Annotated in this window: 11 protein-coding genes and 1 tRNA gene; 2 read left to right on the forward strand and 10 right to left on the reverse strand. The window is 60.8% G+C overall.

Going from position 1 to position 12974, the window contains the following annotated elements:
* Positions 1-43: 43 nt before the first annotated feature.
* The 10 genes from FCS96_RS07470 to def all read right to left on the reverse strand — a co-directional run bounded on the left by FCS96_RS07470 (position 44) and on the right by def (position 10239).
* On the reverse strand, positions 44-415 hold the full coding sequence (locus tag FCS96_RS07470) for a VOC family protein (protein WP_138439739.1): 372 nt from the start codon (positions 413-415) through the stop codon (positions 44-46).
* A 92-nt stretch (positions 416-507) separates the two neighbouring features.
* Positions 508-1782, reverse strand: coding sequence for a sensor domain-containing diguanylate cyclase (locus tag FCS96_RS07475; RefSeq protein WP_138439740.1), 1275 nt, complete (start codon positions 1780-1782; stop codon positions 508-510).
* A gap of 283 nt (positions 1783-2065) precedes the next feature.
* Positions 2066-2142, reverse strand: a tRNA-Pro gene (locus FCS96_RS07480).
* A 35-nt stretch (positions 2143-2177) separates the two neighbouring features.
* Complete coding sequence (gene gmhB / locus FCS96_RS07485; protein WP_138439741.1) at positions 2178-2735, reverse strand: D-glycero-beta-D-manno-heptose 1,7-bisphosphate 7-phosphatase; 558 nt, start codon at positions 2733-2735, stop codon at positions 2178-2180.
* A 31-nt stretch (positions 2736-2766) separates the two neighbouring features.
* Positions 2767-4848, reverse strand: a complete 2082-nt coding sequence (gene glyS / locus FCS96_RS07490) for a glycine--tRNA ligase subunit beta (RefSeq protein WP_138439742.1) — start codon at positions 4846-4848, stop codon at positions 2767-2769.
* A gap of 2 nt (positions 4849-4850) precedes the next feature.
* The gene (glyQ, locus tag FCS96_RS07495) at positions 4851-5876 is read right to left on the reverse strand and encodes a glycine--tRNA ligase subunit alpha (protein ID WP_138439743.1); all 1026 of its coding nucleotides are present in this window, start codon (positions 5874-5876) and stop codon (positions 4851-4853) included.
* A gap of 125 nt (positions 5877-6001) precedes the next feature.
* Positions 6002-7405, reverse strand: coding sequence for a Trk system potassium transporter TrkA (gene trkA / locus FCS96_RS07500; RefSeq protein ID WP_138439744.1), 1404 nt, complete (start codon positions 7403-7405; stop codon positions 6002-6004).
* Positions 7402-8703, reverse strand: a complete 1302-nt coding sequence (gene rsmB / locus FCS96_RS07505) for a 16S rRNA (cytosine(967)-C(5))-methyltransferase RsmB (RefSeq protein ID WP_138439745.1) — start codon at positions 8701-8703, stop codon at positions 7402-7404. The genes trkA and rsmB overlap by 4 nt, the downstream gene beginning before the upstream one ends.
* Position 8704: 1 nt before the next feature.
* Positions 8705-9640: a methionyl-tRNA formyltransferase gene (gene fmt, locus FCS96_RS07510; RefSeq protein ID WP_138439746.1), complete on the reverse strand. Its 936-nt coding sequence runs from the start codon at positions 9638-9640 to the stop codon at positions 8705-8707.
* A gap of 95 nt (positions 9641-9735) precedes the next feature.
* Positions 9736-10239, reverse strand: a complete 504-nt coding sequence (gene def / locus FCS96_RS07515) for a peptide deformylase (protein WP_041339780.1) — start codon at positions 10237-10239, stop codon at positions 9736-9738.
* Between the two features lie 434 nt (positions 10240-10673).
* Between def and FCS96_RS07520 the strand changes: the two genes are divergently transcribed.
* Both FCS96_RS07520 and dprA read left to right on the forward strand, forming a co-directional pair.
* The gene (locus FCS96_RS07520) at positions 10674-11690 is read left to right on the forward strand and encodes a LysM peptidoglycan-binding domain-containing protein (RefSeq protein WP_138439747.1); all 1017 of its coding nucleotides are present in this window, start codon (positions 10674-10676) and stop codon (positions 11688-11690) included.
* An 84-nt stretch (positions 11691-11774) separates the two neighbouring features.
* Positions 11775-12971, forward strand: coding sequence for a DNA-processing protein DprA (gene dprA, locus FCS96_RS07525; protein WP_228264048.1), 1197 nt, complete (start codon positions 11775-11777; stop codon positions 12969-12971).
* Positions 12972-12974: the final 3 nt, after the last annotated feature.

Genomic DNA, 12974 nt, shown 5'->3' on the forward strand with positions numbered 1-12974 from the left:
AAATGCCACAATGAGCAAGGCCCTCACGTGAGGGCCTTTTTGATTAGCCGAAGTGGAAGAACGCCAGTTTGTTGCCGTCCGGGTCTTTTACGTAGGCGCCATAGAACTGGTTCGGGATTCTCTGGCCGGGTTCGCCATCGCAGCTGCCGCCCAACTCCAGGGCCTTGTGGTAATGCGCGTCGACGGCTTCTTTGGAGCCGGGCTGAAGCGCGAACATGTTGCCATTCCCCGGGTGGTTGGGTTCTTGGTTGAACGGCTCACACACCGCCAACATGGGTGTGCCCATATTCTTGCCAATAAAGGCGATGCGGCCCATGTCCAGCAGGACCTTGGCGTCCATGTCTGTCAGCAGCTTGGTGTAGAAATCCTTGGCCTTGTTGATGTCGCTGACACCAATGGTGACGTAACCGATCATAGTCTGTGCTCCAAACGAAGGGGTTAGCGCTGAAGCTGGCCATTGTGCTTGTCCGGCCTCGGAGCAGCGCGTATGAGACTTGGCAGTGCCGTTTACCGGCTGTCGATCAGGACACAATTTCGGCCGGCGTGCTTGGCAGCATACAGGGACCGGTCGCATGCGGATAGCAGGAGGCTAACGGCGTTTGTGTGTTCGGACCAGCTGGCAACGCCAGCGCTCAGGGTGACACTGAAGGCGTCGCCGCTGTCACTGGTGAAGACCTTTTCCGCCAGATCATTGCGTAGGGTTTCCATCAGGTGCCGGGCATCGTCCGGGCCGGTTCGTGGCATCAGCGCAATGAATTCCTCACCCCCAGTGCGGGCGACAATGTCGGCGCGTCTGGTCCGCTGACGGAGCAGTTCAGCAATGCCCTGCAAGACCCGATCGCCAGTGGGATGGCCCCAGCGGTCGTTGACCGACTTGAAGTAGTCGATATCCAGTGAGGCCACCGAGAAGGTGGTGCCATAGCGTTCGGTCTCGGCCGCGCACTCATCCAGCTTCATCAGCAGATACCGGAGGTTATACAGGCCGGTGAGTTCGTCGGTGATCGCCAGGTGCTCAAGTTTCTGTTCCAGGCGCTTCTGGTCATCGATGTTGGTGATGACGCCGTGCCAGGTAATGCTACCGTCGGGATCTCGTTCCGGTTGGGAGGTGCCGCGCACCCATTGAGTGCCGCATTCCCGGACAATGCGATAATCACAGCTCCATTGCTCGAGCGTGTTGGCTGAAGTGATGATGGATTCGTGTACCCGGGGCAGATCGTCCGGGTGGATGCAATCGAATAGCAGTTGGGGGTTGGCCATGGCCGCGTCGGCGTCTACGCCATAAAACTCCTCAGCCTTTCGGCTCACGAATGGAAACCCGTACTGACCTTGGGAGTCCATAGCAAAGGTGTAGATCACACCCGGCAAGGATTCTGCCAACTGCTGCAATTGGCGCTGTCTGCGCTTCTCTTCAGTGACATCAAGGTGGGTGCCCATCAACCAGCGTGCGTGCGTTCCCTGTCGGCTAGCGAACACGGCGCCCCGGGTGTGGATATAACGCCAATTGCCGTCTTTGTGCTGCATACGCAGCACGCATTCGTATTGCGGGCTGTGGCCGCCCAGGTAACTATCTAGTGCCAGGTAGGCGGCTTGGACGTCGTCGGGGTGGCAGAGCTGCGACCAGGTCTGGAATGAGATCGGTGCCAGCTCTTCAAGGGTGTACCCCAGCATGCCGGCCCAGCGATCGTTGAAAATGACTTCTTCGGTATCGAGGTTGAATTCCCAGGTACCTGCCCCGGTGCCTTCGAGAATGGCCTTGAGTCTGGTTTCCGCCGATAGATACATGTGCTCCCTCACCTCACCGACTAACACTCACCCATTTGCCTACCTGCAGACAGGCCTGGAGAAGCCGGTGTTGTCCGGTCCATTGTTCCCTCCGTTGGGTGTTTTCAACTTTATAGCATTATTCCAAGCGGTGTTTCACGCACGAATTTTGTTGTTCTTCTGACCAATTATGGGGCGTCGAAAGCAATGGGGTTTGGGCAAAAATAAATAGTGGTTCAAATGGGGGAAGAATGAATGCAGGAAGGGGAGTAATGGAACCGAAAAGACGGGAAAAGCGGGAAAGTGGTCGGCGTGGCAGGATTCGAACCTGCGACCCCTTCGTCCCGAACGAAGTGCGCTACCAAGCTGCGCCACACGCCGATCAACGGCCGGTATTATACGGATTCACTTTGGTTTTACCAGCCCTCCGCGGGCAAAAGCGCATCCGTAAACTTGCTGAGAGTATCGTAGACCGCTACCTCGGCTCCCCGGATCGGTCGGGCGTCCAGGTGGCGCTCGGTGTCCCGACCATTACCGGTCCGTACCAGAACCGGCTGGCAGTTTCCGGCGATGGCAGCCTCCAGGTCCTTGCGGCTGTCACCCACCATGATGGCCCCATCCAGCGAGTCCAGGTGGTAATGACTCCGGATTTGCTCCAGCAGGCCGGTTAATGGTTTGCGACAGTGGCAACGGTCGTCAGGATGGTGCGGGCAGTAGGCAATGATATCGATGCAGCCACCGGCAGCCTCCACCAGGCTCTCCAGCTTTTCGTGCATGGCATCCAGTTCCTCGAGGCCGTAATAGCCCCGGGCGATGCCGGACTGGTTGGTGGCAATGGCGATACGGTGGCCGGCGTTGCATAGCCGGGCCACCGCCTCGATGCTGCCGGGAATGGGGTGCCAGTCCTCAGCGGAGCAGATGTAGTTGCCATCGTACTCGTTGATGACGCCGTCCCGGTCGAGGATGATCAGCATCCTGGTTCTTTCGCTCCTGCGTCTTTGTCCGTTATCCGGCCGTGGGTAGCAGGGAAATGTCTGCCACTCGCAGGAACAGATTACGCAGGCGGTTCAGCAGTGCCAGGCGATTGTTACGGGTGGCGTCGTCTTCGGCCATCACCATCACCTCATCGAAGAAGCTGTCCACCGGCTCACGCAGGCTGGCCAGGGAGCGCAAGGCACTGGCGTAATCGCCCTGCTCGAACAGCGGCAGTACTTTCCCGGCCTGTTGCTCGACCTGCTCGGCCAGCTGCTGCTCGGCAGAATCCTGAAGCAGGCTGGTGTCGACGGTTTCGCCAATCTGGTCGCCACCCTGCTTGGTCAGGATATTCGACACCCGTTTGTTGGCGCTGGCCAGGGCCTGAGCTTCTGGCAGCTGGCGGAAGGCTTCCACCGCCTTGACCCGACGGTCGAAGTCCAGTGGCCGGGTCGGACGACGGGCGTGCACCGCCAGGTACACTTCGGCGCCAATGCCGAGCTCGTCGTAATGGGCCCGGAAGCGCTCGAGCATGTAATCCACCACGGTGGAGGCGGTGTCCTGCTCGGTCAGTACGGTAAAGTTCTCCGCGGCCCACTCGCAGCAGGTCTGCAGATCCAGCGGCAGTTCCCGCTCGATGATGATGCGCAGCACACCCAGGGAGGCACGGCGCAGGGCAAACGGATCGCGGGTGCCGGACGGTGGCTGATTGATGCCAAACAAACCGACCAGCGAATCCAGGCGATCGGCAATGGCCACGGCACAGCCGGTGGCGGTGGTGGGCAGGTCATCGCCGGCAAAACGCGGCATGTACTGCTCGTTCAGGGCCTTGGCAACATCGTCGGCCTCGCCGTCATTGGCGGCGTAGTACTGGCCCATGATGCCCTGCAGGTCGGTGAACTCAAGCACCATCTCGGTGACCAGGTCGGTCTTGGCCAACATGGCAGCGCGTTCGGCCAGGGCCGGATCGCTGTCGATGGCCTCGGCAATCTTGCTGGCCAGGGCTGCGACCCGAACTGACTTGTCGTAGATGCTGCCCAGTTTTTCCTGGAACACGATCGGTTTGAGCCGGTCGATACGATCTTCCAGGCGGCTCTTGCGGTCGGTCTCGTAGAAGAAGGCAGCGTCCGACAGACGAGGGCGAATCACCTTCTCGTTGCCGGAAATAACCTGGGCCGGATCCTTGCTCTCAATGTTGGCCACGGTGATGAACAGCGGCAGCATGGCGCCATTGGCACCGACAACGTGGAAGTACTTCTGGTGTTCCTTCATGGAGGAAATCAGCGCTTCCGCAGGAACCTCCAGGAAGCGGTCTTCAAACCGGCCCATGAGCGGTACCGGCCATTCGTTCAGCGCGGTAACTTCATCCAGCAGGTCCTCATCGATGACCGCCTTGCCGCCGGCCTCGGATTCGGCCAGTTCGGCCACACCGGCGCGAATCTTGGCCCGACGCTCGGCGAAATCGGCGAGCACGTAGCCTTCCTGCTTGAGCACCACCTCATAGTCATTGGGGGTGGGTACAATCAGTTTCTTCGGGCAGTGGAAGCGGTGGCCCCGGGTCTTGTTGCCGGGCTTCAGACCCATGATCGGGGTGTCGATCACCTTGTTGCCGAACAGCATGATTACCCAGTGGACCGGACGGACAAACTCGGTCCGATGCGCACCCCAGCGCATGCGCTTGGGAATCGGCAGCGCCGCCAGTGACTGGTCGACCAGTTCCGGTAGCAGTTCTACGGTGGGCTTACCCTGCTCCACGGTACGGTAGACCACCCAGGCACCCTTGTCGGTTTCCAGGGTGTCCAGCTGATCCGGGGTGACCCCCAGGGAGGTGGCAAAGCCGGTCAGCGCCCGGGTCGGGTTGCCGGCGTCGTCAAAGGCGGCCTTGACTGCCGGACCGCGCTTTTCAACTGGCTTGTCCGGCTGGGCATCGGCCAGCTCACGAATGCGAACCGCCAGGCGGCGGGGCGCGGCAAAGGCCTCGACCTTGCCAAACTCAATGCCGGCGTCCTCCAGACCCTTGGCAATGCCCTGGGTGAAGGCATCGGACAGTGGTTTGAGTGCTTTCGGGGGCAGCTCTTCGGTGCCCAGTTCGACCAAAAAATCCTGTGTTGCCATGATTACGCGTTCCCCTGTTCCTGCTGAGCCTTCTTCGCTTTTTTGCCTTTCTTGCCTTTGGCCTTGTCATCGGCGGCGTCGGCCGCGGCCAGTACTTCCTCGCGCAGGGCCTCGGGGGCCAGCGGGAAACGAAGTTTACGGCGACTGTCGAAGTAAGCCTGTGCGACAGAGCGTGCCAGGGTGCGAACTCGCAGGATGAAACGCTGGCGCTCGGTCACCGAGATGGCGTGCCGGGCGTCCAGCAGGTTGAAGGTGTGGGAGGCCTTGAGCACCTGCTCATAGGCCGGCAGCGCCAGACCGGCTTCGATCAGACGGGCACTCTCGCGCTCATGAACGTCGAAGCTGTGGAACAGGAACTCGGTGTCGGCGTGCTCGAAGTTGTAGGTCGACATTTCCACTTCCTGCTGGTGGAACACGTCGCCGTAAGTCACCACACCATCCGGACCTTCGGTCCAGACCAGGTCGTAGACGCTGTCCACGCCCTGCAGGTACATGGCGATACGCTCAAGGCCGTAGGTCAGCTCGCCGGTGACCGGGAAGCATTCGATACCGCCAACCTGCTGGAAGTAGGTGAACTGGGTCACCTCCATGCCGTTCAGCCAGATTTCCCAGCCCAGGCCCCAGGCACCCAGTGTCGGTGATTCCCAGTTGTCTTCCACGAACCGGATGTCGTGTACCAGCGGATCCAGGCCCAGGGCCTTCAGGGAATCCAGGTATAGTTCCTGGATGTTGTCCGGCGAGGGCTTCAGGACCACCTGAAACTGGTAGTAGTGCTGCAGGCGGTTCGGGTTCTCGCCGTAACGGCCATCGGTCGGCCGACGGCTCGGCTGGACATACGCGGCGTTCCAGGTTTCCGGCCCGATGGCCCGCAGGAACGTCGCCGGGTGGAAGGTACCGGCACCCACTTCCATATCCAGTGGCTGGAGGACCACACAGCCATGCTGCGCCCAGAAATTCTGCAGAGCCAGAATCAAGCCCTGGAAGGTCTTGATGTCCGGAGTAGTTTGCTTGGTTGCCTTGTCTGTCACGACGTTTGCCTACTGATCGATCTGAATGTGGCGCCCCGAACTGGCCCGGGGCACTCTGAAAAAAAGCGCATTATACGCCTGCCAAAGCGGTATTTCTAAGTGCAGTTCACTGCCTTGATTTTGAACTAGAAGAAAGTCAGTCCCACCTGGAACAGTTTTTCCACCTCGCGGATCCGGGTCTTGTCCACCAGGAACAGGATCACGTGGTCATCGGGCTGAACCCGGAGGTGATCGTGGGCGATCAGGACCTCACTCCGGCGTACGATGGCACCGATGGTGGTGCCCTCGGGCAGATTGATCTCATCCAGCCGCTTGCCGACCACCTTGGAGGAGCGGTGATCGCCATGGGCAATGGCCTCGATGGCTTCCGCCGCGCCCCGGCGCAGGGAGTGAACATTCACTACGTCGCCGCGGCGAACGTGGGTCAGCAGGCTGCCGATGGTGGTTTGCTGGGGTGAGATTGCGACGTCGATATCGCCACCCTGGATCAGGTCGACATAATCCGGATTGTTGATCAGAGTCAGTACCTTGCGCGCGCCCAGTCGCTTGGCCAGCAGCGAGGCCATGATGTTGGCTTCGTCATCGTTGGTGACGGCGCAGAACACGTCGGTGTTCTCGATGTTCTCTTCCAGCAGGATGTCCTTGTTGGCGGCGTTGCCTTCCAGCACCACGGTCTTGCGCAGGTTTTCCGACAACATCACGCAGCGCTCGTGGTTCCGCTCCAGCAGTTTGACCTGGTAGCGATTCTCCAGGGTATGCGCCAGGCGCTGGCCGATGTTGCCACCGCCGCAGATAAAAATGCGCTTGTAGTTCTTGACCAGGGGCTGGAGCTCACTCATCACCGACCGGATGTGGTCGGAGGCGGCGATGAAGAAGACCTCGTCGCCGTCCTCGATCACCGTGTCGCCCTGGGGCATGATCGCCCGGTCTTTCCGGAAGATCGCCGCGACTCGAGTATCGATGCGTGGCATGTGGGTGCGCAGGTAGGACAATTCATGGCCGACCAGCGGTCCGCCCTCCATGGCCCGGATGGCTACCAGCCGGGTCAGGCCCTTGGAAAACTCAAGCACCTGGAGGGCGCCCGGGTTCTCAATCAGCCGGGTAATGTGCTTGGTGACCAGGTGCTCCGGACTGATCAGGACATCAATGGGAAAACCGCGCAGGCTGTCCAGGTCTTTGGTGCGATCCTTCTGGTAGAACAGGTCCGACTTGGCCAGATAGGCACTGGCGCGCACCCGGCAGATGGTGGTCGGGGTCTTGTAGAGCAGTTTGGCGACCTGGCACGCCACCATGTTGGTTTCGTCACTGCTGGTTACCGCAATCACCATGTCGGCGTCTTCGGCAACCGCCCGTCGGAGCGAGGTTGGGTAGGAGGCTTCGCCCTGCACCGTGCGGATGTCCAGGCGATCCTGCAGCTCACGGAGCCGGGCCCCGTCGCTGTCGATGATGGTGATGTCATTGGCTTCGTTGGCCAGGTTTTCCGCCAGTGTGCCACCGACCTGGCCGGCACCGAGAATGAGGATCTTCATGCTTCGGGTTTCTCCAGTACGGCGTAGAAGAAGCCGTCATGGCTGTTCGGATCGGGGAGCAACTGACGCCCCGGGCCCATGTCCCGTCCCCAAGAAACCTCGGGTTCCATGAGACGGGCCGCTTCCTGCTGTTTGCGGAAGCGCTGGATTATACGGTGGTTCTCCTGGGGGAACACCGAGCAGGTCGCGTACACCAGGCGACCACCGGGTTTGAGGATAGACCACATAGCCTCAAGCAGGCCAAGCTGGATGCTGGCCAGGGGGACGATGTCCGACTCCCGGCGCAGCAGCTTGATGTCCGGGTGGCGCCGGATAACGCCGCTGGCACTGCAGGGCACGTCCAGCAGAATCCGGTCGAACGGCTCGCCATCCCACCATTGATGGATATCGGCGGCGTCGGCCTGTTTCAGGGTCGCGACCAGATCCAGGCGGTCGAGGTTTTCCTGCACCCGCGGCAGCCGGGCCTCGGATTCATCAATGGCGACCACCTCGGCCAGTTCGCTGCAGGCTTCGAGGATGGCGCAGGTCTTGCCACCCGGCGCGGCGCAGGCATCAAGTACCCGCTGCCCCGGCGCCAGATCCAGCACTGTAGTGCACAGTTGGGCGGCTTCATCCTGGACACTGACCGCGCCATCGGCGAACCAGGGCAGGCGGTCAACCGGCACCGGCTGTTGCAGTTGGATGCCGTTGGGGGCAAACCGGGTGGCCACGGCGCCGATGCCGGCTTCTTTCAGTAGTGCCAGGTACTCGTCCCGACTGAACCGGAGCGCATTAACCCGCAGCGTCATCGGTGCCTGAGCATTGTTGGCGTCGACAATGGCGCGCCAGTCCTCGGGCCAGTTGTGGCGAAGCTTTTCCACCATCCAGGCTGGATGGCTGACACGGCTGGCGTCGGTGCTCGGCTCCGGTGCCCCGGTCCGTTCGGCGGCGCGCAGCACGCCATTGACCAGCCCGGTCAGGTGCGGTTTGTCCAGGGCCCGGCAGGCCTCCACGGTTTCATTCAGCACGGCGTAGCTGGCCTGCTGGCTGAAACGCAACTGGAACAGGGCTACCAGCATCAGGTGATGAACAACGCGGTCGGAAGCCCGTAGCGGTTTTTTCAGCCGGCCCTGGAGTTCGTCGTCGAGCCGGTGAAACCAGCGGCAACTGCCATAACACAGGGCCTGCAAGGCGGGCCGTTCACTGATCGGAAGGCGCGCCAGGGCTGGTGGCAAGCATTGGGACAGGGACTGGCCGTTCTCGACCGCCAGCAGGACACCGGCAGCAATGGCCCGCAGGGGCTGAGGCTGATCGCTCATGTCAGTGCAGCTCCTGGCCCGGCAACAGCAGTTGTTTGCCGCCGTTTATCAGGTCGTTCACGCTCTGGGCCCGGGAGCCAGGCAGTTGCACCCGGACAATCCGCAGGGTGCCGGTACCACAGGCAATGTCGATGCCCTCGCGCTCCCGGCGCAGCACCGTACCCGGCGGCTGCTGGCTGTCTTCGTCCAGCACGGTGGCGGCGTGGATGCGGATGCGCTGGGTATCCAGATCAGTGTAGGTGCCGGGCCAGGGATTGAAGGCGCGGACCAGGCGTTCAATGTCAGCGGCATTCCGGGTCCAGTCGATGTGGCCTTCGTCTTTTACCAGTTTGTGGGCATAGCAGGCAAAATCGTCATTCTGGGCTTCACCGGCCAATTCGCCCTTCTCCAGCAATCGCAGGGCTTCGACAATGGCTTCGCCACCCTGGTCGGCCAGGCGGTCATGCAGGCTGCCGCCGGTATCGGTGGGGGCAATGGCGGTCATCGATTTCAGCAGCATGGCGCCGGTATCCAGACCTTCATCCATCTGCATGATGGTGATGCCGGTTTCCTGATCGCCGGCGGCCAGGGCGCGATGGATCGGCGCCGCGCCGCGCCAGCGCGGTAGCAGCGAGGCATGGATGTTGAGGCAGCCGTGGGTGGGAATGTCGAGCACGGCCTTGGGCAGGATCAGGCCGTAGGCCGCTACGATCATCACGTCCGGTTTTAGGGCAGCCAGTTCCTGCTGGGCTGCCTCGGACTTCAGGCTTTCCGGCTGGAACACCGGGATGTTGGCGTCCAGGGCCACCTGTTTGACCGGGCTGGGCATCAGCTTGCGGCCACGACCGGCGGGTCGGTCCGGCTGGGAATAAACACCGACAACGGTGTGGTGGGTGCCCAGCAGGGCTTTCAGGGCGATGGCAGCAAAATCGGGGGTGCCGGCAAAAACAAGTCGCACGGTGCTGAAGTCTCTGTCTCGTTGAATACGAAAAGACCGGGTCGTAACCCGGTCCGAGGTCTGTAGTCCTGCAAGAACGGCGAACCGCTTGCCGGTCAGGCGCTCTGTTTATGCAGTTTTTCCAGCTTCTTGCGAATCCGGTTGCGCTTCAGGGAGCTGAGATAATCGACGAACAGCTTGCCGTTCAGGTGGTCCATCTCATGCTGGATACAGACCGCCAGCAAACCCCGCGCTTCGAGTTCGTAGGGCTTGCCGTCCCGATCGATGGCTCGGATCATGACGTGTTCGATACGGCTGACGTCTTCGTAGAAGCCGGGTACCGACAGGCAGCCTTCCTGCATGTCCTCAAGATCGCCATCAAGCACTTCAACCGACGGGTTGATGAACACCCGGGGCTCGCTCTTGTCTTCGGACAGATCCATCACGATGATCTGCTTGTGCACGTTGACCTGAGTCGCCGCCAGGCCTATGCCGGGCGCATCGTACATGGTCTCGAACATGTCGTCGATCAGCGTACGGATGTCGTCTGTGACCTCGTCCACCGGCTTGGCAATGGTGCGCAGGCGGGGATCCGGGTATTCGAGAATATCTAGTATCATGTCGCTCGTGTTTAAACCTGTCTGACTGTGTTCAGTGTTGGCGCTACTGTCCCTTTTACATAGTCCTTGCAGATTCGGATGTGTAACTTTCTGAAAGCAAGTGCAACTGATCGCTAAAATGCGACAGCGTACTGCGCAAAAAATCACCCGTTACCTACTATAATCGGGATGCAACCGCAGGATTCAACGGTTGCCGGCCGCGCTAACGCGATACTGCTATTATCCAATAATTCGTCGATTGAGTACAAACTGATCAGTTAATAGCTAAAATCTTTCGGCGCCCGGGTAGAATTTACTGGAAGAACAAAAGATAACATCACAAATTCCGGGACTTCTTCTATAGTATCAGGAATAACAACGTAATAAGCTGCAAGCATCTGGCTGCATCCCAACAGAACTCAAAGACTCAAGGCACGCGATCAAGGACTTACACAATGAGGAAACTGCTGTACGCTCTGGCAGCATTTACGCTGCTGTTCACCTCCTGGGCCCACGCTGCACCGGAGCTGAGGTCCGATCATCCCGAGCGCTACACTGTCGTGAAGGGTGATACGCTGTGGGATATTTCAGGCCGATTTCTGAACAACCCCTGGTACTGGCCCGAGATCTGGCACGTTAATCCTCAGGTCAAGAACCCGCACTTGATCTATCCGGGCGATCGTCTTGCCCTCGTATACATCGATGGCAAACCGCGGGTGACCAAGGTTGCCACCAGCGATGTCGTCAAGCTGTCACCGCAGATTCGCTCCGAAGCCATCGATACGCCGATTCCGGCCATTCCGCTTGACGCTATCAGCAGCTTTCTGACCGACACCCGCATTGTGACCCCGGCTGAGCTGAACGACGCACCTTACGTGCTGGAAGGGGAAGATGGCCGCATCATTACCGGTGCCGGTGATCGCGTTTACGCCCGTGGCGACAAGCCTGCCGATAAAGTCGGGATTTTCCGTCGCACCAAGGAATTTGTTGATCCGGAGACCGGGGAATTCCTGGGCCTGGAAGCACGCAGCATAGGTTCTGGCAATGTCACCGCCGAAAACGGCGACGTGCTGACCCTGCGCCTGACCAAGTCCAACCAGGAAATCCGCATTGGCGACCGTCTGCTGACCAGCGTAAACCGGCCCATTTCCACCAGTTTCGTACCCAGCGCGCCGGACCAGGACGTGGATGGCCAGATGATCGCCGTGGACGGCGGTGTCAGCCAGATCGGCCAGTTCGACGTGGTCACCATCAACCGTGGTGAGCGTGATGGTCTGGAGCCGGGCAACGTCATGTCGGTTCTGAAGAGTGGCAACATGGTTCGGGATCCGGTCACCGGGGAAACCATCGAGCTGCCCTCTGAGCGCGCCGGCCTGATGATGATCTTCCAGGCCTACGAGAAAATGAGTTATGGCCTCGTACTGCAGGCCACCCGTGCGCTCTCTGTTGGTGACAAGGTAACCAACCCCTGAACCGCAGGGGTCAAGAACCAGAGTTTAAAAATTAGAAGTTGGCCGGGCCAGGAAGGCCCGGCTTTTTCGTTTGCAAGGATGACAATGTTGACCGATCAATCCCACCCCGACACCCGGGTTTCGGGTGCCTCCATCTGTAACACCGCCGATTGGCAACTGCTGAGCTGTCTGCCCAAGTTCGGCCGGCGTCTGCGCCGCGATCTCAGCGCCGCCTATCCAGATCTCACCGATGTGCTGGCTCTGAACCCTGCGACCCTAAAGGCCCTTAGACTGCCACCGGAAACCGCAGCCGCGATCCAGGCCTGGCAAAGCGGTGACAGTCAGCACCCGGTGGTGGCGAAGGTGGCGACTATTCAGCAGGACTGCAAACGTCTGGGCATTTCCGTGATTGCCTCGGCCGACCCGCTGTTTCCTGACCCCCTGCGTCATATCCACGATGCGCCCCTGGTGCTCTACACTCAGGGCGACTCGAGTCTGCTCAGCCAGGACCAGATCGGGGTGGTTGGCAGTCGCCATGCCACCCGGGCCGGGCTGGATCATGCTCGGACTTTCGCCGCGGAACTCAGTCGCCGCAATCTGGTGATCACCAGTGGTCTGGCTCTGGGGGTCGATGGCGCGGCCCACGCCGGGGCCCTGGATGCCGGCGCGCCCACCGTGGCGGTGATCGGGTGCGGCCTCGACCGGGTTTACCCGAGCCAGCATCGTCGGTTGGCGGCGCGGGTGATCGATCAGGGCCTGATGGTGTCGGAGTACCCGCCCGGTACCCCAGCCCGGGCCGCTCATTTCCCCCAGCGCAACCGGATCATCAGTGGCCTCAGCCGGGGTATCCTGGTGGTCGAGGCCGGGCTGAAAAGCGGCTCCCTGATTACCGCTCGACTGGCGTTGGAGCAGGGCCGGGAAGTGTTCGCAATCCCGGGCTCGGTGCACAGCCCTGTTGCCCGTGGCTGCCACCACTTGATCAAGCAGGGCGCACGGCTGGTGGAAACCGTCGATGATATCCTGGAGGAACTGGGCACCTGGTGGTCATTTCAGGGCGAGTGCCGGGTCGATACCAGCCCGGACCATGGCCTGACTGCGGCCGCTCCTGTGGCGAAACCGGGCGCCGGCCTGGCCAGTCGGGAAATCGCGGTGTTTGAGGCTTTAGGGTATGATCCGCAATCAACCGATGCACTGAGTTCGGCGACGGGCCTGCCCGCCGATCAGCTCATGCAGGCCCTGTTGCTGCTGGAGCTGCAGGGGCTGGTGGGCTCGGCTCCGGGCGGCTTCCTGCGCATTGCCTGAACC

Origin of the sequence: Marinobacter alexandrii (assembly GCF_005871205.1) — a bacterium.
GTDB classification, from domain to species: Bacteria; Pseudomonadota; Gammaproteobacteria; order Pseudomonadales; family Oleiphilaceae; genus Marinobacter; species Marinobacter alexandrii.